Raw genomic sequence first — 22,581 nt, 5'->3', positions numbered from 1 at the left:
GTTTAACCCAGTTTCGAGCAGACATCGTGAGCGAAACTGGTTAGGCTGCGACCCATGTGTGGAATCGTGGGTTACGCCGGTGCCCGACCGGCGCTCGGCATCGTGCTCGACGGCTTGCGGCGGCTGGAATACCGCGGCTACGACTCGGCCGGCGTCGCCGTCGTCTGCGACGGGGCGCTGTTGACCGAGAAGAAGGCCGGCAAGCTGGCGAACCTGGAGAAGGTGCTCTCCGAGCGGGCGGCCGAGGACCCGGCCGGTTGCGGAGCGAGCCCGATCGGCATCGGCGACGGCACCACCGGCATCGGACACACCCGGTGGGCCACCCACGGCGGCCCCACCGACCGCAACGCCCATCCGCACCTGTCACCCGACGGGCGGGTCGCGGTGATTCACAACGGCATCATCGAGAACTTCGCCAAGCTCCGTGCCGAGCTGGAGGACGAGGGTGTCACCTTCACCAGCGACACCGACACCGAGTGCGCCGCGCACCTGCTCTCCGCCGCCCTGACCGATCTGCGAGCGGCGGGTCAGCCGGACGGGCCGCAGCTGTTGACCGCCGCCATGCGGGTGGTCTGCCAGCGACTGGAGGGCGCCTTCACGCTGCTCGCCGTCGATTCGGCGATCCCCGGCGCGGTGGTCGGTGCCCGCCGCAACTCACCACTTGTCGTCGGTCGGGGCGACGGGGAGAACTACCTCGCCAGTGACGTCGCCGCGTTCATCGAGCACACCAGGGACGCGGTCGAGCTGGGCCAGGACCAGATCGTGCTCATCACGGCCGAGAGCATCGAGATCACCGACTTCGAGGGGCAGCCGGCCAGCGGCAAGGACTTCCACATCGACTGGGACTCCTCGGCCGCCGAGAAGGGCGGCTACGACTGGTTCATGCTCAAGGAGATCGAGGAGCAGCCGCAGGCGGTCGCCGACACGCTGCTCGGACGGTTGACCGAGACCGGCGAGATCATGCTCGACGAGGTCCGGCTCAGCGACCAGGACCTGCGTGACGTCGACAAGATCTTCATCGTCGCCTGCGGCACCTCCTACCACGCCGGGATGGTGGCCAAGTACGCCATCGAGCACTGGACCCGGATTCCCTGCGAGGTGGAGCTGGCCAGCGAGTTCCGCTACCGCGACCCGGTGCTGGACCGGTCCACCCTGATCGTGGTGATCTCGCAGTCCGGCGAGACCATGGACACCCTGATGGCGCTGCGGCACGCCAAGGACCAGAAGGCCCGGGTGCTGGCCATCTGCAACACCAACGGCTCCACCATCCCCCGGGAGTCCGACGCGGTGCTCTACACCCACGGCGGGCCGGAGATCGCCGTCGCCTCCACCAAGGCGTTCCTCACCCAGGTCATCGCCTGCTACCTGATCGGGCTGCATCTGGCCCAGGTGCGCGGGGTCAAGTACGCCGACGAGGTGGCGGCCGTGGTCGACCAGCTCCACCAGGTGCCGGACAAGCTGCGCGAGCTGCTCGGGCGGATCGAGCCGGTCCGCGAGCTGGCCCGCGAGCTGCGTGCCGAGTCGACGGTGCTGTTCATCGGCCGGCACGTCGGCTACCCGGTGGCGCTGGAGGGCGCGCTGAAGCTCAAGGAACTGGCGTACATGCACGCCGAGGGCTTCGCCGCCGGTGAGCTGAAGCACGGCCCGATCTCGCTCATCGACGAGGGCACCCCGGTGATCTGTATCGTTCCCTCTCCGGTGGGTCGGGGCATGCTGCACGACAAGGTCGTCTCCAACATCCAGGAGGTACGCGCGCGGGGCGCCCGCACCATCGTCATCGCCGAGGAGGGCGACGAGTCGGTGGTCCGCTACGCCGATCACCTGATCCACGTGCCGCGTACCCCGACGCTGCTCGCGCCGCTGGTGACCACCGTGCCGTTGCAGGTGTTCGCGGCCGAGATCGCCGCCGCCCGGGGACACGACGTCGACCAGCCGCGCAACCTCGCCAAGTCCGTCACCGTGGAGTAGCCGGCGACCGGCACCGGCGGTCGACCCCGGCCGTCGGTGCCGGTCTCAGCGTCCCAGCATGACCCGGGCCATGCCGTCCAGCGCCGGATTGTCCGGATGCCAGTAGCCGGTGTGGCCGTACCGGCCGCTGGGGAACGTCCGACCGCCGAAGCCCGGCTCGGCCGGGTCGCGCCCGAACCACCGCTCGTCGCCCGGCCCGGTCAGCCAGCCGGCGATCATGCCGACCGGTGAGGCGCTGAGCGCCGCCCGCAGGGCGAGCTCGTCCGGCGGGCGGGTCAGCCGGATCACGTCGTCCGGTGCGGTGCTGGCCCACACCTGCCCGGTCGGCATGCCCAGCTCGGCGGCGTGCGCCACGCCGACCCCGGGTGAGCCGACGAAGACCAGCGCGTCCGCGGCGAGGCCATGGTCGCGAGCGGCGGTGCCCACCACCAACGAACCGTAGCTGTGCCCGAGCACGGTCTGCCGGGCCGGCGGGCCGTCGTGGGTGGCCCGCAGACCGTCCTGGAACCGGTGCAGTGCCTCCCCGGCCGCGCGGGCCTGCCCGTCCCAGGCCGCCTCGTGCAGGAAATCCGGGGCGTCGTAACCCAACCAGAGCACTGCCGAGGTCTGTGTCTCCGGGGCCAGTTCGGCGCCACGGGCCAGCACCCGCTCCGCCCGGCCCAGCTCGCCGGTGGCGTCGTCGAGCCCGGCGGTCATCCCGGGTACGTAGGTGAGCACGTCGGTGGCTCGGTCCGGGTTGCCCAGCGCCACCACCGCCCGTCCCTCGCCGCCGACGTCCAGACCCAGCAGGTACGCCCGTGGCTGCTGGGTCGACTCCAGCCGGGCGACGAGTCCGTCCAGCCCGGACAGCGCGGCCTCGACACCACGCAGCCCGGCCGCCTCCAACGGGCCTCGGGGCACCCGGGCCAGCAACTGCTCCCACCGTTGCACGAGGGTCGCGCGCCGGGCCGTGAGCAGCAGCCGGTTGGCCTGGTCACGGGCCTCGGCCGGCACCCCGTCGAGCCGCCCGGTCAGCTCCGGCTCGTGCACCACCAACCAGCGACGCTCGGCCGGGGTGAGCCCGGCCCACCAGCGCCGCACCGCGCCGGGCTCGGCGTTCGGCGGTGGACGGTACGACGGTGGCCGGGCCGTCCAGCCGGCACCAGCGGCCTCGGTCAGCCGGGCGAGGCGCTTCGTGGCTCTCCCCGTCGGCCGTGGCGGCCAGGTCGAGGGCCTCCCGCAGGGCCGAGGCCACCTGAGCCACCGCCTGGGCGGTGCCGGCGGACGGCACCCGGGCGGGATCGGCGCGTACGCCACCCTGCGGTCGATGAGCACACCGGTGGTGGCGGCCAACGTGACAGCCGCCGTCAGCCGGGCCCGGGCAGCCACCAACCGCGCGGCGAACTCGGCCAGCACCTGATCGGTCTCGATCGCGGCCGGAACCAGTGCGGCCAGTTCCTCGCGCAGCCCGGTCAGCCGGGCACCGGCCGACCCGGCGGCACTGCCGGACCAGCCGGTACGCAGGGCGGTGCCGCTGTCGGTGAGTTCACCGGCCCGCCGCTCGGCCACGCCGGCCAGGCTGGCCCAGGTCGATCCGGTGGCCCGCCACGCGGCCGGGTCGACCGTGGAGAGCTGGGCGTAACCGACAACCGGCCCGGGTGCGCTCATCGGGGCAGGACGGAGAGCCGGGCGGCGGCCCTGGCGTCCACCGACTCGTACGCCCCGGCGGCGGCGCGTACCGCGTCGCCGGTCTCGGCGACCCGGGCAGCGAGCCGACCGGACCAGGTGTGCACGGCCGCCTCCAGGTCGGCGAGCGCCCGCGCCGTCGACCATTCCCGGGCCGGTGCGCTCAGCCCTCGCCCACCGGACATCCCGTGCGCCAGCCGGTAGCTGGTGTCACCCAGCGACCGACCCACCCGGTGCAGCAGTTCCGGCCGGACGGCCAACGTCTCCTCGGCCATCGTTCCTCCCACCTGGCGTCGACACGACGCCGACGACGCTAGGCGGTGACGGTGTCGACGGTCGTGCCCTGTGGACAGCCGGCGTCCGGCGTACCCCTGGTTCGTCCACAGGCGTTGCCGCGGGCGCGGCCGACGGCTATCTTGCGGCCCCCGCGCCGGTAGGGTTGACCGGGTGATCGGGAAACGGGGTGCGGCATGAGACCGGTCTGGCGGGTGGCGGACGTACGGGCGGCGGAGGCCGCCCTGATGGCCACCGTGCCGCCCGGCACGCTCATGCAACGCGCCGCCGCCGGGCTGGCCCGCCGCTGCGCGTTGCTGCTCGCCGGGCGGGGCGGGGTGTACGCCGCGCCGGTGCTGCTGCTCGTCGGCTCCGGTGACAACGGCGGCGACGCGCTGTACGCCGGTGCCCGGCTGGCCGGGCGCGGTGCCGCCGTGTCGGCGTTGCTGCTCACTCCGGATCGGGTGCACGCCGAAGGGCTGGCCGCGTTGCGTGCCGCCGGGGACGGGTCGTGTCGCGACCGCCGGCCGTGGTGGACGTGGTGCTCGACGGGATCGTCGGCATCGGCGGTCGCGGCGGCCTGCGGAGACCGCCGAGCAGTTGGCGGCCAGTCTGCTGCGACACCGGGGGCGGGACGGCGAGCGGGCGACGGTGGTGGCGGTGGACGTGCCGAGCGGTGTCGCGGTGGACACCGGGGCGGTGCCGTTGACGCCGTCCGGCCGTCCGAACGCGGTGCGCGCCGACGTGACGGTGGCCTTCGGAGCCTTGAAGCCGGCCCTGGCGGTCGGTCCCGCCGCCGCGTTGGCGGGCGAGGTGGACCTTGTCGACATCGGCCTGACGCCGTGGCTGCGTGGCAGCCCCGCGTGGCACGTCGTGGAGTGGTCGGACGTGGCCGACTGGTACCCGAGGCTCGGATCCGCCTCGGAGAAGTACACCCGGGGTGTGGTCGGGGTGGCCACCGGCTCCGCGACGTACCCGGGTGCGGCGGTGCTCTCCGTCGGCGGGGCGCTCGCCGGTCCGACCGGCCTGGTCCGCTACGCCGGGGGCGCCCGGGAGGAGGTGGTCCGCGAGCATCCCTCGGTGATCGCCACCGGCCGGGTCGCCGACGCCGGCCGGGTGCAGGCCTGGGTGCGGGTCGGGGCTCGGCACCGACGAGCGGGCCGCGACCGAGCTGCGGACCGTGCTCGCCGCCCCGGTGCCGGTGGTGCTGGACGCCGACGCGCTGACCCTGCTTGTCGACGGCTCCCTGGCGGACCAGCTCCGGCGACGGGACGCGCCGATCGTGGTCACGCCGCACGACCGGGAGTTCACCCGGCTCTGCGGGGAGGAGCCGGGCGCCGACCGGGTCGCCGCCACGCTTCGACTGGCTGCCTGGATGAACGCGGTGGTGCTGCTCAAGGGCGATCGCACGGTGGTCGGTACGCCGGACGGGCGGGCGTACGTCAATCCGACCGGCACCCCCGCGCTGGCCACCGGTGGCACCGGCGACGTGCTGGCCGGACTGCTCGGCTCGTTGCTCGCGTCGGGATTGCCGGCCGAGCGGGCCGCGGCGGCAGCGGCGTACCTGCACGGGCTGGCCGGCCGGGAGGCGGCCCGGGCGGCCGGTGACCGCGCCGGACGTCGCCGTCGCGCTGCGTCCGGTGGTGGCGCGGCTGCCCTGAGTACCCGCCGCGGTGATCAGCATGGAAAGTAGGGTGGGGGGCATGTGGCAGGCCGAGGTACGTGTCGACCTTGATGCGATCCGGGAGAACGTGGACCGGCTCCGCGCCGGCACCAGCGCGGAACTGATGGCGGTGGTGAAGGGTGACGGCTACGGCCACGGCATGGTCCCGGCGGCCCGGGCCGCGCTTGACGCGGGAGCGGACTGGCTCGGCGTCTGCACCCTGGACGAGGCGCTGGCGCTGCGCGCCGCCGGTATCGACGCCCCGGTGCTGGCCTGGCTGCTCGCCCCTGGGCTACCCCTGCACACCGGCGTGACCGCCGGTGTCGACCTGGGAGTGGCGAGCCTGCCCCAGCTCGACGAGATGGTGGAGGCGGCCCGCCAGGCCGGCCGCCCGGCCCGACTGCACCTGAAGATCGACACTGGACTGGCCCGGGGTGGTGCGACGGTCGCCGACTGGCCGGCCCTGCTCGACGCCGCCGCCAAGGCACAGGCCGACGGGCTGGTCGAGGTGGTCGGGGTGTGGAGCCACTTCGTCTACGCCGACCTGCCCGGTCACCCGACCACCGACCGGCAGTTGGCGGTGTTCCACGAGGGCCTGGCCATGGTCGAGCGGGCCGGATTGCGCCCGCGCTACCGGCACCTGGCCAACTCGGCGGCCACGCTGACCCGGCCGGACACCCACTTCGACCTGGTCCGTCCGGGGCTGTCCGTCTACGGCCTCTCCCCGGTGGCGGGCGAGACGTACGGCTTGCGTCCGGCGATGACCGCCCGTGCCCGGGTGATGCTGACCAAGCGGGTGCCGGCCGGTGCGGGCGTCTCCTACGGCCACACCTACACCACCGAACGCGAGGCGAACCTCGCCGTGGTGCCGCTCGGCTACGCCGACGGGGTGCCCCGACACGCCTCGAACCGTGGCCCGGTACAGCTCGGCGGGGCCCGGCGGACCATTTCCGGCCGGGTCTGCATGGACCAGTTCGTGCTCGACTGCGGCGACGATCCGGTGGCCGCCGGCGACGTGGCGATCCTGTTCGGCGACGGATCCGAGGGAGCGCCCACGGCCGACGACTGGGCCGAGGCGGTCGGCACCATCAACTACGAGATCGTCACCCGGTTCGGCAGCACCCGGGTCCCACGCGTCTACGACGGCGATCGGACATGACCGGTCTGCGCATCCCACGCCCCCGGACCACCGCCGGAAAGGCCGCCGGACTGGTCGGTGCGGCGCTGGGGGTGGCCGCGGCCGGGCTGGCCGCCGGGGTCGCCACGGAACGCGCCCTGGTCCGTCGGCTGAAGGCGGACCCCACCGACGCGTACGCCGACGAGGTCTTCGGCGACCAGCGGTACGACGAGGCGTACCGGCTGGAGATGCCCGACGGCACCGACATCCACGTCGAGGTGGTCGAGCCGACCCGGCCGGTCGACGGCAACCCGACCGTGCTGCTGGTGCACGGCTTTTGCCTGGACATGGGCACCTTCCACTTCCAACGCAAGCTGCTCGCCGAGCGGGGTGAGCACCGGATCGTCGCGTACGACCAGCCGGGGCACGGCCGGTCGGGGCGACTGGAGAGCGGCGAGTACGACCTGACCGCCCTCGGCCGTACGCTGCGCCGGGTGATCGACGAGGCGGCTCCGGAGGGGCCCCTGGTGCTCGTCGGTCACTCGATGGGTGGCATGACCATCATGGCCCTGGCCGAGCTGTATCCGGAGATGTTCGGCGACCGGGTGGTGGGTACCGTCCTGATGGCCACCTCGGGCGGGCTGCTGGCGGAGACGAAGCTGGTCGCGCCCGCCCTGCTGGGCCGGGTGGGTGCGCCGGTGCTCTACATGGCGGGCAACGTCACCCGGTACGGCGGGGCGGTCATCGACCGGGCCCGCCGCTCGACCACGAACGTGGCCTGGTTGCTGACCCGCAGGTACGGCTTCGGCACCCGGTCGCCCAGCCCGGCACTGGTGTCCTACGTGGAGGAGATGAACTCCCGCACCTCCGCCGACACGGTGACCCGCTACCTGCGTACCCTGGCGACCCACTCCCGGTTCCCGGCGCTGGCCGCGCTGGCCGGCACGCCGGTGCTGGTGATCGTCGGAGACAAGGACATGATCACACCGCTGACCCACTCGGAGGAGATCGTCCGGCGGCTGCCGCACGCCGAGTTCGTCAGGATCCCCGACAGCGGTCATGTGGTGATGCTCGAGCACGCCGACGAGGTGAACGCCGCGTTGCTCCGCTTCCTCGACAGCTGCGGGCGGGACGGCCCGTGACCGGGTTCGTGCTGCCGACGGCCGCGGACACGCACGCCTTCGGGCAACGGCTGGCCGGGTTGCTGCGCCCCGGTGACCTGGTGCTGCTCACCGGCCCGTTGGGTGCCGGCAAGACGGTGCTGACCCGGGGAATCGGCGCCGGCCTGGGGGTGCTCGGTGACATCACCTCACCGACCTTCGTGATCGCCCGGGTGCACCGTCCGGACCCGACGAGCGGACGGGGTGTGGCGTTGGTGCACGCCGACGCGTACCGGCTGGGCGACGCGGCGGATCCCCGGGCCGAGATCGACGACCTCGACCTGGACGCCTCCGTCGACGAGTCGGTGACCGTGGTCGAGTGGGGCGAGGGCCTGGTCGAGCAACTGGCCGACGCGCACCTGCGGGTCCGCCTGCACCGGCACGACGACGACACCCGCACGGCGGAGCTGGAGCCGGTCGGCGGCGACTGGGCGCAGCGTCTCGGTGCCCTCGCCGCCCGGGGCTGAGCGCTGTCGTACCCGGTGCCTACAGTGCCCGCAGACGTTCCGACCGGTGAGAGGTTGCCGATGCCCGACGACACCCCCGCTCTCGACCTGCTGGCGCTGCTCCCCGACGAGTGGCGGGCGGTGCTGACGCCTCATCTCGACCCGGCGCGGATGTCCGCGTTGAGCGAGTTCGTCGCCGCGGAGTACGTGGCCGGCCCGGTCTTCCCACCGGTGGAGGACCTGTTCTCGGCCTTCCGGCTCTGCCCGCCGTCGGCCTGCCGGGTGCTGATCCTCGGGCAGGATCCCTACCACCGCGCCGGCCAGGCCCACGGGCTCAGCTTCAGCGTGCGCGAGGGGGTGTCGGTGCCGCCGTCGCTGCGCAACGTCTTCAAGGAGCTGGGCGAGGATCTGGGCGTGCCGAAGCCGGGCAGCGGCAACCTCGACGGCTGGGCGGCACAGGGTGTGCTGCTGCTCAACTCGGTGCTGACCGTGCGGCAGGGCGCCCCCGGGTCACACGCCAACCGGGGCTGGGAGGAGTTCACCGACGCGACCATCCGGGCCCTCGACGCGCTGGAGTCGCGGGTGGTGTTCCTGCTCTGGGGCGGGTACGCCCGCAAGAAGGCGGCGCTGGTCGGCAACCCGCAGCACGTGGTCCTGGAGGCCGGGCACCCCAGCCCGATGAACCCGCGCGGTTTTCTCGGCAGCCGCCCGTTCAGCGCCGCCAACAAGGCGCTCGCCGACGCCGGCCTGCCCACCATCGACTGGGAGCGCTCGGCCGGCTGACCCGTGTGCTCCTGCCGCCACGCCGCCCGCACGTACCAGGTGGCGGCATCCGCTTGGTTGGTCGGTCGAGCCAGTCGGACGGCTCGCCTTGACTGACGTCGATCGTTGGATAACGATATCGGAAACATAGACGCCGGCTTACGTCTCAGTCTGGGGGTCAGTGGCGACGCAAAGTGGCAGCGAAGCACCCATACAACCGACAATCCGGCAATCCGTGCAACCATGGCGCGGCATTGACGCGTGGTGACCGTCCCTCAACCACACGCGAGCCGCCGATCACGTCACACTCACACCGCCTCTCGCAAGGAGAAGTACACCACCATGAACGAAGTCCCCACACACCGTAAGAGTCGCCGACGCGGCCGCATCAGGATGCTGGCTGCCGCCGCCTTCGCCGCAGTGTTGGCCACCACCGGCACCGTCGCGATCTCGGCCAGCCCCGCCCAGGCCGAGGCCGACCGGCAGGTCTGCTCGAACACGGAGGGCACCCACAACGGGTTCTTCTTCTCGTTCTGGAAGGACAGCGGCGACGCCTGCATGGTGTTGCGTGAGAACGGCCGCTACTCCAGTTCGTGGAGCAGGAGCACCAACAACTGGGTCGGTGGCAAGGGTTGGAACCCGGGCACCCGGCGCACGATCACCTACTCGGGTAGCTACAACCCGGGTAACAACAACAGCTACCTCGCGCTGTACGGGTGGACCCGTAACCCGCTGGTCGAGTACTACATCGTCGAGAACTTCGGCAGCTACAACCCGAGCAGCGGTGCCACCCGGCTGGGTAGCGTCACCACCGACGGGGGCACCTACGACATTCTGCGGAGCCAGCGGGTCAACCAGCCCTCGATCGATGGCACCCAGACGTTCTACCAGTACTGGAGTGTCCGGCAGCAGAAGCGCAGCAGTGGGACCATCACCACTGCCAACCACTTCGACGCCTGGGCGCGTGTTGGTCTGAACCTGGGCAACCACTACTACCAGATCATGGCGACCGAGGGTTACCAGAGCCAGGGCAGCTCGGACATCACCGTCCGGGAAGGCGGCAGCTCCGACCCGGGCAACCCGGGCAACCCGACCACCCCGCCGCCCAGTGGCGGGTCCGGCCAGATGATCGTCGGTCAGCAGTCCGGCCGGTGCCTGGACGTGCCGAACTCCAGCACGAGCAACGGCACCCAGATCCAGCTGTACGACTGCCACGGTGGCTCGAACCAGCGGTTCACCCACACCTCGGGCCGGCAGCTGACGGTGAACGGCAAGTGCCTGGACGTGCCGAACTCCAGCACGAGCAACGGCACCCGGATCCAGTTGTATGACTGCCACAGCGGCGCGAACCAGCAGTGGAACATCAACTCCAACGGCACGATCACCGGAGTGCAGTCCGGGTTGTGCCTCGACGCCGGTGGCACCGGTAACGGGGCGATGATCCAGCTGTACAGCTGCTGGGGTGGAGCAAACCAGCAGTGGAGCCGACGCAACTGATCGGTCGATTCGGGGCCAGGCGCTGACGCGCCTGGCCCCGAACCTCCGTGAGAACCACGACCCGGCGGCTATGGCGGGCGGGCGTTCAGGGGCCAAAGGCGATACGGCTAGGCTGGGTCATTGTGCTCGTACTGGTGGTGGACAGCTCGACCCCGGCGGTGACCGCGGCGCTCGTCGAGGTCACCGCGAGCGGCGTCACGATCCGGGCGCACCGGTGCACCGTCGACGCTCGGGCGCACGGCGAACTGCTCGCCCCGCAGGTCGACGCGGTGCTCGCCGACGTCGCGCCAGGCCGGCCGACCTGCACGCGATCGTCGCCGGGGTCGGCCCGGGGCCGTTCACCGGGCTGCGGGTGGGCTGGTCACCGCCGCCACCATGTCCCAGGTGCTCGACATTCCCGCGTACGGTGTCTGCTCGCTCGACGCGATCGGCCACCCGGCGGCGGCCGGCGAGCCGGTGCTGGCGGCGACGACGCGCGGCGCCGGGAGATTTACTGGGCGGTTTACGACGGTGCCGGCCAGCGCCTGGTCGGGCCGGAGGTCGGCGCGCCCGCGGTAGCCGCCGAGCGGGCCCGCGCGTTGGCCGTCACCGTCGCGGTCGGCGACGGCGCACACCGGTACGCCGATGCCTCGGGCTGCCGCTGCGACCCGAGCCGCGCTACCCGGACGCGACCGCGCTGGCCACCCTGGCCGCCGAGCGGATCCGCACCGGCGCGCCCGGTGATCCGTTGACGCCGCTCTACCTGCGTCGCCCGGACGCGGTGGCGGCGACCGCGCGCAAACCGGTCCTGCCGTGAGCCGCGGGCAGAGCGGTCTTGTGGTGAGTGAGGTGCGACTCGGCCGGTTCCGCTGGTGGCACATCGACGAGGTGTTGTCGATCGAGGCGGACCTCTTCGGTGCCGAGCAGTGGTCGGCACCGATGTTCTGGAACGAGTTGGCCCACGGGCATTTCTACCGGGTCGCGACCGACGGCGAGGGCGCGGTGCTCGGTTACGCCGGGCTCGCGGTCGCTCCGCCCGACGAGGCATGGGTGCAGAACATCGCGGTCCGGCGGGACGCCCAGCGCCGGGGGATCGGCCGGCTGCTGCTGGAGGCGTTGCTCGCCGAGACCACCCGGCTCGGGGTACGCGCCGTGCTGCTGGAGGTCGCCGCCGACAACGGACCGGCCCAGCGGCTCTACGCGACATACGGTTTCGAGCCGATCGGCGTGCGGCGCGGCTACTACCAACCGAGCAACACCGACGCGCTGGTCATGCAGCGCACCCAGGACTGAGACCTGCCATGGCTGACGAACCACTGATCCTCGGCATCGAGACCTCGTGCGACGAGACCGGCGTCGGTGTCGTGCGCGGGCACACCCTGCTCGCCGACGCGCTCGCGTCGAGCGTGGACCAGCACGCCCGATTCGGTGGGGTGGTGCCGGAGGTGGCCAGCCGGGCGCACCTGGAGGCCATTGTGCCGACGATGCGGCGGGCGCTGACCGAGGCGGGGGTGACGCTCGCCGACATCGACGCGATCGCGGTCACCGCCGGCCCCGGTCTGGCCGGGGCGCTGCTGGTCGGGGTGGCTGCGGCCAAGGGGTACGCGGTCGCCGCCGAAAAGCCGGTCTACGGGGTCAACCATCTCGCCGCGCACGTCGCCGTGGACACGCTGGAGCACGGCCCGCTGCCCGAGCCGGCGATCGCGCTGCTGGTCTCCGGCGGCCACTCGTCGCTGCTGTTGGTCGACGACCTGGCCCGGGGCGTCACCCCGCTGGGCGCCACCATCGACGACGCGGCCGGCGAGGCGTTCGACAAGGTGGCCCGGCTGCTCGGCCTGCCCTTCCCCGGTGGGCCGTACATCGACCGGGAGGCCCGGGCCGGCGACCCGGCGGCGATCGCCTTCCCGCGTGGCCTGACCGCCGCCAAGGATCTCGTCACGCACCGCCACGACTTCTCCTTCTCCGGGTTGAAGACCGCGGTGGCCCGGTGGGTGGAGGCGCGCCAGCGGGCCGGCGAGCCGGTCCCGGTCCCGGACGTCGCCGCGTCCTTTCAGGAGGCGGTCTGCGACGTACTCGTCAACAAGGCGCTGGACGCCTGCCGTGGCCAGGGTGTCGAGACGCTTGTGATCGGCGGGGGAGTGGCGGCCAACTCACGGTTGCGGGCGATGGCCGAGCAGCGGGCCGCCCGGCACGGCATCCGGGTCCGCGTGCCCCGGCCCGGCCTGTGCACGGACAACGGCGCGATGGTGGCGGCCCTCGGCTCGCACCTGGTCGCCTCGGGTGTCGCACCGAGCCGGCTCGACCTGCCCGCGGATTCGGCCATGCCGCTGACCACGGTCAGCGTCTGAGGGGACGGCGACGTGATCGTACGGATGTGGGAGGCGCGGGCGGAGCCGTACGCGCTCGCCGAGCTGATCACCTGGGTCTGCGACAGCGCGCTGCCCGAGTTCGAACACGACCCGCTGCACGTGTCCAGCGAGGTCTTCTCCTCCACCGACCACCGGGTCGTGGTGATCTCCAAGTGGCGCAGCAGCCCTCGGCCGCTGCCCGACCCGCCGGTCATGTTGCTCGCCCGGCAGCCGCATTCCTGGGACTTCACCCAGGTCGACCGCTGAGGCGTTCAGCGCGCCGGGTCGGGTCAGCGGATGGTCACCGTGGTGGTGGCGGTGGAACGGTCGATCTCGCTGGTCCGCGCGCTGACCCGCAACGTCCAGTCACCGGCGACCGGGAAGTGGATCTCGGCGCTGCCGTGGTGCGGCTCCAGCGCGAAGACGTCGACGGTGATCGGCTCGATGCCGGCCTCCGGCAGGGCGGCGGTGACCGTCCACTCCGCCACCGGCAACTCCTTCGCCTGCGGGGTGTAGACGTAGGCGTGCAGGCTGTTCGTCGTGCCGGCGACCGCCGGGTAGATGTCGAACTGCAGGGTGAACAGGTCGGTGGTGAGCGACTGCGCGACGCCCTCCCGGCTCACCCCGTCGGCCGCGGTGCCGACGGACCGGCCGGGCGGGGTCTGCACCAGCACCGCAGTCAGTGCCAGCACCACCGCCGTCACGGCGAGTTCCACGCCGGCGGCCCGGGCGACCCACCGGGGCCGGGCCGCCGCGACCCGTCGCCTGATCAGTCGGCGCTGCCCGGCCGCCACCGCCAGCACCCCGGCCAGCAGTACCGCCTTGGCCAGCAGCAGGCGACCGTACGTGCTCTCCCACAGGGCGGCGGGCCGGCCGAGTTCGATGACGGCCTGCCCGAGGCCGGCGGCGACCAGCCAGGCCACCGCGAGGGTGGCCAGCCGGGACCAGGCCGGCAGGATCCGGGCGAGCACCCGCTGGTGGGTGCCCCGGAGCAGAAACACGGTGAGCGCGATCAGTCCGCCCAACCAGGCGGTCACCCCCGCGACGTGCAGGGTGCCCAGGGCGATGCTCACCGGCGGCAGCGGCGAGGCGACCGGATGCCCGGCCAGTGGCCAGGTGACGAACCCGGCCAGGCCGACGGCCGCCAGTGCCGCACCCCGCATTCGTCCGGCGACGCCCCGACCGGTCGACGAGCGCTCACCAACGCGCCGCAGCACCGCCGGCAGCAGGGCCGCCGCCAGGCCGATCAGCGCCAGCCGGGCGGCCAGCACCACTCCGACGTCGCTGTCGGCGACGGCCCGCAGGTCGGCCGGGGAGAGCTGCCCGACCGGCGCACCCACCACCTGGGCGGCCTGCCCGACCCAGGTGCCGAGGGTGCCGGCGGCAACCAGACCGAGCCCGACCAGCGCGGTGGCCGTGGCACCTCGACGGGAGCGACGGCGGGGCCACATGGTGGCCGCGAGCAGTGGCGGGCCGACCGCCAGGAGCAGCCCCAGGTATCCGAGGTACTTCGCGGCCGGGACCAGCACCCCGGCCGGCGACTCGGACTCCGCCAGGGCCGGCTCCGGCGGGGTCGCCGACGGTGCTCCGGCGGCGAAGGTGAAGCTGCCCGCCACCGGATGACTGTCCGCCGAGATGACGCGGTAGCTGACCAGGTAGGTGCCGAGTGGACGGTCGGAGGGCCGCAGGGTGATCCGGATGGTCCGGTCCCGGACCTCGGGCTCGCCGACGTTGATCCGCTTGCCGTCGGGGGCGAGGACCTGCACCCGGCCGGGGACCACGGCGATGGTCTCGCTGAAGGTCACCAGCACCTCGCGCGGCGCGTACCCGAGCACCTCGTCGCGCTGCGGGGTGGTGGCGACCACCACGGCGTGCGCCGCCGCCGGGCCGGCGGGACCCAGGGCGGCGCACAGCGCGGTGAGAATCAGCCCGAGCAGGGCAGCGGCTCGGGTGCGGGCGGTCATCGATCGGGCGGTGGCGATCAGCTACGACGGAACAAGCGGTACGTGAGGAAGCCGCCGGTGCCCAGAGCACCGAGGAAGATCGCCCAGATGAGCGTGTCGCTGACGCCGATCTGCGGGCCGGTGTTGGCCTGCGCGGCGGCGAGCAGGCCGTCGTTGCCCGGTGCCGGCAGTGCGGCGGGCGGCAGCTCGGCGTAGCGGACGAGGCCGGTGCTCTCCAGCATCCGCATGTGGTCCCCGACGAACGTGTTGGCCGAGTTGGCCAGGTCCCTGATCACCTCGTTGCGGGTGCTGGCCCGCACCGCACCGATGACCGGGAAGATCTTGCCGTGGGCGACCCGGAGCCGGGTGACGAAGATCTGGTCGAAGCGGGCGCCGCGGGCGTCCTTCATCTCGGTGAGCCAGCCCTGCTGCTCGGCGGTCGGCGCGTTGGGGATGACCGCGCCCAGCTTGTTGGCCGCCTCCACGGTGATCCGGTCAAGCTCCTCGTGCTGCCGGGCGATCTCGGCACCGACCTCGCGGACCACCCGGGACTGGCCCTTCTCGGCGGCCATCTGCCCGGCCGGCATCTCCCACAGACCGGCCAGCCGCACGCCGTCGAGCAGGGCCTGGTCGGCGGCGGCGAGTTGCTGAGCGGCGGGCGCGGCCAGCGCCACGCCGGGCAGGACGACGAGAGCTGCGACGATCGTGGTGAGCAGCACCGCCAAGCGACGGGACCGGTTGCCCTGCCGGCGACGAGCGGAATCCAGCGGTGCCATGTCTGCGGCGCCTCCTCGGACGAGAACCGATCGTTGAGCGTCGGACGTCCGCACCCCGTCGGCCGTCCGCAACCTGGTACGGATTGTGCGACCGATCAGTTCAGCGGATGGCGAAACCGGTTCGCGAAATCTGGAACTGGAGGTCAGCTGACGTCGAGCGGATCGGCAAGCAGCCGGTCGAAGGCGAGTTCTGCCGCACCGACCAGGGGAGCGTCCTCGCCGAGCTTCGGCGTACGCAACCGGACGTGCTCAAGGCAGGCCGGCAGCCCGTTGGAGTTGAGCCGGCTGCGCACCTGGGCGGCGGCGGCCAGGTAGAGGTCGCGCATGGTGCCGCCGAAGATGACCATCTCCGGGTTGAAGATGTTCACCAGGTTGGCGACGCCGAAGCCGAGCCAGTCACCGGCCTGGCGTACCGCGATCTGGGCCCGGGCGTCCCCGCGGTCGGCGGCGTCGAAGACCGCCAGCATCGCCTCCCGGCCCCGGGCGTCGGAACGGCCGGCGGCCCGGAGCAGCCCGTGCTCGCCGATCTCGGTCTCCCAGCATCCCCGGTTGCCGCACTCGCACCGGGCCCCGTCGCGGACCACCACCATGTGCCCGACCTCGCCGCTGTAGCCGCCGTGCCCGGTCAGCCGCCGACCTGCGGCGATGATCCCGGCGCCGACGCCGACGTCGCCGTAGAGGTAGATGACGTTGTCGCAGCCGGCCGCCGCGCCACGGGCGTGCTCGGCGAAGGCGGCCACGTCGGCCACGTTCCCGACCGTGACCGGCACGTCGACCCCGAGTTCCGTACCGAGCGCGGTGCCGATCGGTTCGTCCACCCAACCGGTGGTGGGACCGAGCCGGACCAGCCCGTCGTCGCGACGGACCATCCCGCAGACCGCCACCCCGGCACCGACGCAGAGGGCGTCCTCCGGCAGCGCCTGCCGCATCTCCTTGACCGCGCCGGCCAGCAGCGGTGCGGCCTCGGCGGCGGTCAGACCGCGGGGGCGGTCCAGCTCCCGGCGGTCGATCACCGCGCCGCCGAGCCCGACCCGCGCGGCCCGCAGCCGGTCCACCTCGATGCTGTACGCGTACGCGAAGACCCGGTCCGACTCGGGCCGGACGACCAACGACGGTCGTCCGGCCCGGCCGGTTTCCTTCGGCGCCCCCTCAGTCACCAGGCCGGCCGCGGCGAGGTCGGCGGTGAGCGCGCCGATGGTGCTCCGGTTCAACCCCAGTGCGGTGGTCAGTTCCGCACGAGTGGTGGCACCGTGCACGTGTACGTAGCGCAGCAGGGCACCGAGATTCTGTCGACGAATCTCGTCCTGGCTCGGTCCCACGCGCATCGGTTGTGACTACCTTCGGTGCGGTGGATCAGCGACTACCGCTGGCGGCGGCCCGCCGGCGCGACAGCGCGTCGACGCTGGCCGCCAGGAGCAGGACCACGCCGGTGACCACGTACTTGACGCCCGAGCTGTAGCCCATCAGGCCCATGCCGTTGTCGATCACCGCGACCACCGCGCCGCCGAGCACCGCGTCCAGCACCCGGCCCTTGCCGCCGAAGAGGCTGGTACCACCGATCACCGCCGCACCCACGGCGTAGAGCAGCACGTTGCTGCCGCCGGTGTTCGGGTCGACCGAGTTGGCCCGGCTCGCGGCCACGATGCCGCCGATCGCGGCCATGGTGGAGCAGATGACGAAGACCGAGATGCGGATCCGGTCCACGTTGATACCGGCCCGGCGGGCGGCCTCCTTGTTGCCGCCGACCGCGTAGATGTGCCGACCGTAGCTGGTGCGATGCAGCACGAAGGTCCAGACGACGAGCAGCACGGCGATGATCGGCACGACGATCGGCACACCCTTGAGCGAGCTGATCAGCACGTTGCGGCTGCGCTCCAGGTTGAGCACGTAGACGGCGAGACCGAGGATGACCGCCAGTCCGCCGATCCGGGCGAGCACCACCACCATCGGGTCGGTGACCAGACCCCGCGCGGCGCGGTTGCGGTAGCGCAGCAGTTGCACGGCGGCGTAGCCGGCGACGGCCACGGCGGCGAGCGTCCAGCCGAGCAGCGGCGGCAGGTTGCGGTTGGCGATCGCCACCAGCACCGAGTCGCGCACCGAGATGTTGCGGCCCTCCTCCATGAGCAGCAGCACCACGCCCTGGAAGGCCAGGAAGCCGGCGAGGGTGACCACGAAGGACGGAATGCCGATCTTGGCGACCAGGAGGCCGAGGATCGTACCGATGACCACGCCGGTGAGCACGGCGGCGGCCACCGCGACGTACCAGGGATATCCGAGCACGGTGACCACGTTGGCCAGCACCGCCGCGCAGACGCCGCTGGCGAAACCGGCCGACAGGTCGATCTCCCCCAGCAGCAGGACGAAGACCAGGCCCATCGCGATCAGAGTGACCGCCGCACCCTGGGTGAACAGGTTGGCGAAGTTCCCGGCGCTGAGGAACGAGGGCCGCATGATCGCGAAGACGGTGCAGAGAACGAGCAGGCCGAGTACGGCGGGCAGGGCGCCGATGTCGCCACCGCGTACCCGTCGCCAGTAGCCGCGGACGTGACTGCCGACGGAGGGCGTCGACGTGACGGCGGCCGGACCCTCCTGCTTGACGGCGGTGGTGCTCATGAGACGCCTCCCGTGGTGCTGCCGGCCGGCGCCGCGCCGTTGCCGTTGGTGGCCGGTTCGCCGGTGAGGCCGAGCCCGCCGGAGCGACCGGCGGTGATCAGCTCGACCACCTGCGCGTGAGTGATGTCGGTGGTCTTCACCTGGGCGACCATCTGGCCGAGGTAGAGCGCGGCGATCCGGTCGGAGACGGCGAAGACGTCGTTCATGTTGTGCGAGATCAGCACGACGGCCAGACCGTTGTCGGCCAGCCGCCGGACCAGTTCGAGCACCTGGGCGGTCTGCGCGACGCCGAGCGCGGCGGTCGGCTCGTCCAGGATCACCAGCTTGCTGTTCCAGAGCACCGCCTTGGCGATCGCCACCGTCTGACGCTGGCCGCCGGAGAGGCTGGAGACCTGCTGACGCAGCGACTTGACGGTGCGTACGGAGAGCCCGGCGAGGGTCTCGGCCGCCATCTGTTCCATGGTCGGCTCATCGAGGATGATGCCGCTGCGCTTCTCGCGGCCGAGGAACATGTTCTGCACGATGTCGAGGTTGTCGCAGAGCGCCAGGTCCTGGTAGACGACCTCGATGCCGAGCGCCGCGGCGTCGCGTGGGCTGTGGATGTTCACCGGCCGGCCGTCGAAGACGAACTGCCCGGCGTCGGTCGGGTAGATGCCGCTGATGCACTTGACCAGGGTCGACTTGCCGGCGCCGTTGTCACCGACCAGCGCGGTGACCTCGCCCGGATAGGCGGCGAAGGCGACATCGCGTAGAACCTGGACGGGACCGAAACTCTTGTCGATCCCGCGTAGCTCCAGCAGAGGGGTCGCGGACACGGGGTTCTCCTTTGTCGCGGAGGGAGATCGGGGCCCGTCCAGCGGCGGCACGCCGCCCGGCACGGGGTTACCGTGCCGGGCGGCGGCGCCTAGGCGGGTGAGGTCAGCTGATGCCCGCTTTGGTGCAGAGCTCGGCGAAGTTGCCGGTGCAGACCTCTTCCTTGGTCACGAAACCGTCGGCGATGACGTCCTTGACGTTCTCCTTGTAGATCGCCTGCGGGGTGAGCAGGACGGCGGGGACGTCACGGTTGCCCTCCGGGTCCTTGACGGTCTGGCCGGTCTCCTTGCGCTCGCCCTTGGCCAGCGCGATGGCCAGCTCGGCGGCGGCGTCGGCCTCCTGCTTGACGGCCTTGTAGACGGTCATGCACTGGTCGCCGGCGAGGATGTTCTGCAGGCCCTGGGTGGTGGCGTCCTGGCCGGTCACCGGGACCTTGCCGTTGAGCCGGTTCTTCTTCAGCACCGAGATGGCGGCGTTGCCGAGGCCGTCGTTGGCGGCCAGCACACCGTCGATCTTGCCACCGGTCTGGGTGAGCATCTGCTCGAAGATCGTGGCGGCCTGGGCGTTGTCCCAGTCCGGCACGGACTGGTCCGGGCCCTTGACGTACTCGTTCGCGTCGAACTTCGGCTTGAGGACCGAGTCGTAGCCGTTCTTGAACAAGGTGGCGTTGTTGTCGGTCGGCGAACCGTTCAGGTACGCCACGACCGGCTTCTCGGCCTTCTGGTCGGTCAGGCACTTGACCAGGCCCTCGCCCTGGAGCTTGCCGACAGCCTCGTTGTCGAAGCTGACGTAGTACTCCGCCGAGCCGCCGAGGGTGAGGCGGTCGTAGTCGATGGTGGCGACGCCCTGCGACTTGGCCTTGTCGAGGACGGCCTTGCCGGTGCCGGAGTCCAGGTTGACGATCATCAGCGCGGTGACGCCACTCGTGATCATCTGGTCGGCGATGGTCTGGAAGGCGGTCTTGTCGCCCTGCGCGTTCTGGATGTCGTACTCGACGCCGGCGGCCTCGAAGGCGGCCTGGAGGAACTTGCGGTCGGCGCCCTCCCAGCGGGCGGAGGACTTGCTGTCCGGCAGGATCACGCCGATCTTCGGGGTCACGTCGGAGCCGGCCTGGTCGCCGCCGGACTCGTCGCCACAGGCCGTCAGGCTGCCGAGGGCCAGCAGGCCCACGGTGCCGACAGCGAGGAAGCCCTTGCGCATGTGCAGGGTCCTTTCGAGGGTGGGGAAGGGTGTCGGTGTTTTGTTTTGTTGTGTCCGGCAACGTATTCCGCGCCACACGCCAGCACAAGGCCGGGCCGGTCACGAGTTTGTTGTCGGCGGTAACAATTCAGCAACGCCAGCGACACCTCGCCGCCACCGTGCCGGCGACGACCCTGGTGTCCGGGTCCGGCGGCGGGATGGAACGGCGGCGGTCAGGCGCTCGCGAGGGGGGCGAACCGGGCGTCGGTGAGGGTGGCCAGGTCGGCCGGGGCCAGTTCCACCTGGAGCCCTCGGCGACCGGCGGAGACGTACACCGTCGGATGCGCCAGGGCCGAGACGTCGACGACCGTGGGCAGGCGTCGCCGCTGGCCCAGTGGGCTGATGCCGCCGCGTACGTACCCGGTGGCCCGCTCGGCCGCCGCCCGCTCGGCCAGCGTGGCCCGCTTGCCGCCCACGGCCGCCGCGAGCGCCTTGAGGTCGAGGTCGCCGGTGACCGGCACCACCGCCACCGTCAGTGCCCCGTCGACCTCGGTGACCAGGGTCTTGAAGACCCGCTCGGGCGCCACCGCCAGCGCGGCGGCGACCAGCGCGCCGTAGTTGGGCTCGTCGGGCGAGACATCGTACGGATGGGTGCGATGGTCGACCTTCCGCTTCGCCAGCAGCGCGGTCGCCGGGGTGCCACGTCCCGCCATGCCCGCCAAGGTAGCCGCGGCCCGATGTTCGAGCCAGCGCCTTCTCAGCCGATGGTTCGGCTCCGGGCCGCAGGGTTCAGACCGCTGGGCGGCAGACCAGGACCGTCGGGGCGGTGGCGACCCGGGTGAGCACCAGGCTCGCCGGCTGGTCGCCGGCCAGCCGCAGGTCGCGCCGGAGCCGCTCGGGCTCCAGCGCGGAGCCGCGCTTGAGGATCTCCACCCGGCCGACCCGCCGTTCCCGCAGCAGCGCCCGCAGCCGCTTGAGGGAGAACGGCAAGACGTCGGTGACCTCCAGGCACCGGGCGTACGGCGTGCGCTGCGCGGCGTCGGCGTAGAGGTAGGCGATGCTCGGGTCGGCGAGGGTGGCGTCCAGGTCGGCGGCCAGCTCGGCGATCAGGTGCGCGCGCACCACCGCCGGGTCCGGGTCGTACACGAAGCGCCGCACCGCCCCGACCGGTGCTTCACTGGTGCCCGACCCCGCGAGCTGGTGCACCGACTCGCCGCTGGCCCGGCCGGCTCTGTCGGCGGTGAGCACGGTCGCGCGGCGGGGGACTTCGGCCAACTCGCCGCACCAGAGGGCCGCCTCGACCAGGTCGCCGTCGACGCTCACCCACTCCGCCTCGGCGCCGGGCGGGATCAGCGCGTGGTCGATTCCCGGCGCGACCTTCACCACCGTGCGCGGCACCCGCTCGGCCAGCCCGGTCACGAAGTCCCACGGCGGCGAGTACGAGTTCGGGTCGAAGATCCGGCGGCCGGTGCCGGCCCGGCGTCGGGCCGGGTCGCAGAAGACCGCCTCGACCCGGCTCACGTCGAACGCGGTCGCGTCGCCACACTCGACGGTGACCAGGTCGGCCAGCCCGGCGGCCTGGGCGTTCGCCTCGGCCAGCGCGGCGGTGAGCGGGTCCGTCTCCACCGCGTACACCCGGATGCCGGTGCGGGCGGCGGCGAGTGCGTCGGCACCCAGCCCGCAGCCCAGGTCGGCGAGCGTGCTCACCCCGGCGGCGCGCAGCCGCCGCGCCCTCCGGTCGGCGACGACCCGCCGGGTGGCCTGCTCCAGCCCCGGCCGGGTGAAGAACATGCCGGCCGCCGCAGGCCAGACTTGCCGGTCGCCCGGCGGCGCAGCTCCGCCTGGGTCAGCGCCGCCGCCGCGAGTCCGGCTGGCACTCCGGCCGAACGCAGCGCCGCCGCCGCGACCAGCGGATCGCCGCCGGCCACCCGGCCCGCCGCGTCGAGCGCGGCCGACCCCTCAGCGGTACGCAACGCCGCGAACTGCTCCAACTCCACCCGCCCATTCTTCCGTCCGCCCTGTCCGCCCCGCCCGAGGCCCAGGCCGGCCCTCGCCGGCATGCCGGTCGCGACTCGCGGCATCTCGGGCCCTCACGCTGGCCGGAAGGCACGACTTGCGGCATCTCGGGATTTCGGTTCGCTCGGAGGCCGTTCGGCCCGGGGCCGCAGTCCGGCATGCCACGCGCGGCCGGCGGGCGCGGGTTGCGGCATCTGGGGCTGTCAGCTCGGCGGGAGGGCGCGTCATGCCGCAACCCGCGCGCACACCCGCGGAGGCAAGCGCGCACACCCGCGGTGGCAAGCGCGCACACCTGTGGGGCAAGGGCGGGCAACTCGGCGGCCCGAGCCGAGTCGGGCCGAGTTGGGCCGAGCCGAGCCGAGC

The 22,581-nt window shown here is 72.5% G+C and carries 18 protein-coding genes and 3 pseudogenes; 11 read left to right on the top strand and 10 right to left on the bottom strand.

Going from position 1 to position 22,581, the window contains the following annotated elements; genetic code table 11:
• Positions 1–54 precede the first annotated feature (54 nt).
• Positions 55–1,968 (top strand): glutamine--fructose-6-phosphate transaminase (isomerizing), encoded by a 1,914-nt coding sequence (gene glmS, locus ENC19_RS15400; protein ID WP_164447846.1) that lies wholly within the window; start codon positions 55–57, stop codon positions 1,966–1,968.
• Between the two features lie 45 nt (positions 1,969–2,013).
• Here glmS and ENC19_RS15395 read toward each other — a convergent pair whose 3' ends face one another.
• Both ENC19_RS15395 and ENC19_RS15390 read right to left on the bottom strand, forming a co-directional pair.
• Positions 2,014–3,615, bottom strand: coding sequence for an alpha/beta hydrolase (locus tag ENC19_RS15395; RefSeq protein ID WP_235944789.1), 1,602 nt, complete (start codon positions 3,613–3,615; stop codon positions 2,014–2,016).
• Entirely contained in the window at positions 3,612–3,908 is a 297-nt protein-coding gene (locus ENC19_RS15390; RefSeq protein WP_164447845.1) for a type VII secretion target, read from the bottom strand. Before ENC19_RS15390 ends, ENC19_RS15395 begins: the two co-directional genes overlap by 4 nt.
• 195 nt (positions 3,909–4,103) lie before the next feature.
• Here ENC19_RS15390 and ENC19_RS15385 point away from each other — a divergent pair.
• From ENC19_RS15385 to ENC19_RS15340, 10 genes and pseudogenes are all read left to right on the top strand, one after another.
• Positions 4,104–5,567, top strand: a pseudogene (locus ENC19_RS15385) (NAD(P)H-hydrate dehydratase).
• A gap of 42 nt (positions 5,568–5,609) precedes the next feature.
• Positions 5,610–6,728, top strand: coding sequence for an alanine racemase (alr, locus tag ENC19_RS15380; protein ID WP_164447941.1), 1,119 nt, complete (start codon positions 5,610–5,612; stop codon positions 6,726–6,728).
• Positions 6,725–7,828 carry an alpha/beta fold hydrolase gene (locus tag ENC19_RS15375; RefSeq protein ID WP_164447844.1) on the top strand — a complete coding sequence of 368 codons (1,104 nt, stop codon included), beginning with the start codon at positions 6,725–6,727 and terminating at the stop codon, positions 7,826–7,828. The genes alr and ENC19_RS15375 overlap by 4 nt, the downstream gene beginning before the upstream one ends.
• Entirely contained in the window at positions 7,807–8,313 is a 507-nt protein-coding gene (tsaE, locus tag ENC19_RS15370; protein WP_164447940.1) for a tRNA (adenosine(37)-N6)-threonylcarbamoyltransferase complex ATPase subunit type 1 TsaE, read from the top strand. Before ENC19_RS15375 ends, tsaE begins: the two co-directional genes overlap by 22 nt.
• A 60-nt stretch (positions 8,314–8,373) precedes the next feature.
• On the top strand, positions 8,374–9,075 hold the full coding sequence (ung, locus tag ENC19_RS15365; protein WP_164447843.1) for a uracil-DNA glycosylase: 702 nt from the start codon (positions 8,374–8,376) through the stop codon (positions 9,073–9,075).
• Positions 9,076–9,396: 321 nt separating this feature from the next.
• Positions 9,397–10,551, top strand: a complete 1,155-nt coding sequence (locus ENC19_RS15360) for a glycoside hydrolase family 11 protein (protein ID WP_166458574.1) — start codon at positions 9,397–9,399, stop codon at positions 10,549–10,551.
• Between the two features lie 122 nt (positions 10,552–10,673).
• Positions 10,674–11,347 (top strand): annotated as a pseudogene (gene tsaB, locus ENC19_RS15355) (tRNA (adenosine(37)-N6)-threonylcarbamoyltransferase complex dimerization subunit type 1 TsaB).
• 23 nt (positions 11,348–11,370) lie between these two features.
• Complete coding sequence (gene rimI, locus ENC19_RS15350) at positions 11,371–11,823, top strand: ribosomal protein S18-alanine N-acetyltransferase (RefSeq protein WP_328824253.1); 453 nt, start codon at positions 11,371–11,373, stop codon at positions 11,821–11,823.
• 8 nt (positions 11,824–11,831) lie between these two features.
• The gene (tsaD, locus tag ENC19_RS15345) at positions 11,832–12,878 is read left to right on the top strand and encodes a tRNA (adenosine(37)-N6)-threonylcarbamoyltransferase complex transferase subunit TsaD (protein ID WP_164447842.1); all 1,047 of its coding nucleotides are present in this window, start codon (positions 11,832–11,834) and stop codon (positions 12,876–12,878) included.
• Between the two features lie 12 nt (positions 12,879–12,890).
• Positions 12,891–13,145 (top strand): hypothetical protein, encoded by a 255-nt coding sequence (locus ENC19_RS15340; protein WP_164447841.1) that lies wholly within the window; start codon positions 12,891–12,893, stop codon positions 13,143–13,145.
• Positions 13,146–13,168: 23 nt separating this feature from the next.
• Here the strand turns inward: ENC19_RS15340 and ENC19_RS15335 are convergent, their stop codons facing one another.
• From ENC19_RS15335 to ENC19_RS15300, 8 genes and pseudogenes are all read right to left on the bottom strand, one after another.
• Positions 13,169–14,842 (bottom strand): copper resistance CopC/CopD family protein, encoded by a 1,674-nt coding sequence (locus tag ENC19_RS15335; protein ID WP_164447840.1) that lies wholly within the window; start codon positions 14,840–14,842, stop codon positions 13,169–13,171.
• Between the two features lie 17 nt (positions 14,843–14,859).
• Entirely contained in the window at positions 14,860–15,597 is a 738-nt protein-coding gene (locus tag ENC19_RS15330; protein ID WP_164447839.1) for a DUF4142 domain-containing protein, read from the bottom strand.
• Between the two features lie 143 nt (positions 15,598–15,740).
• Positions 15,741–16,922, bottom strand: a complete 1,182-nt coding sequence (locus ENC19_RS15325) for an ROK family transcriptional regulator (protein ID WP_164447838.1) — start codon at positions 16,920–16,922, stop codon at positions 15,741–15,743.
• Between the two features lie 28 nt (positions 16,923–16,950).
• Entirely contained in the window at positions 16,951–18,210 is a 1,260-nt protein-coding gene (locus tag ENC19_RS15320; RefSeq protein ID WP_164447837.1) for a sugar ABC transporter permease, read from the bottom strand.
• The gene (locus tag ENC19_RS15315; RefSeq protein WP_164447836.1) at positions 18,207–19,025 is read right to left on the bottom strand and encodes an ATP-binding cassette domain-containing protein; all 819 of its coding nucleotides are present in this window, start codon (positions 19,023–19,025) and stop codon (positions 18,207–18,209) included. The genes ENC19_RS15320 and ENC19_RS15315 overlap by 4 nt, the downstream gene beginning before the upstream one ends.
• A gap of 103 nt (positions 19,026–19,128) precedes the next feature.
• Positions 19,129–20,223, bottom strand: coding sequence for a sugar ABC transporter substrate-binding protein (locus ENC19_RS15310; protein WP_164447835.1), 1,095 nt, complete (start codon positions 20,221–20,223; stop codon positions 19,129–19,131).
• 212 nt (positions 20,224–20,435) lie between these two features.
• On the bottom strand, positions 20,436–20,915 hold the full coding sequence (gene ybaK / locus ENC19_RS15305; RefSeq protein WP_164447834.1) for a Cys-tRNA(Pro) deacylase: 480 nt from the start codon (positions 20,913–20,915) through the stop codon (positions 20,436–20,438).
• Between the two features lie 76 nt (positions 20,916–20,991).
• Positions 20,992–22,199, bottom strand: a pseudogene (locus ENC19_RS15300) (THUMP-like domain-containing protein).
• Positions 22,200–22,581 lie beyond the last annotated feature (382 nt).

Origin of the sequence: Verrucosispora sioxanthis (assembly GCF_010560025.1) — a bacterium.
In the GTDB taxonomy this organism is placed as follows: domain Bacteria; phylum Actinomycetota; class Actinomycetes; order Mycobacteriales; family Micromonosporaceae; genus Micromonospora; species Micromonospora palythoicola.
This window is presented reverse-complemented; position numbering and strand designations above follow the sequence as displayed.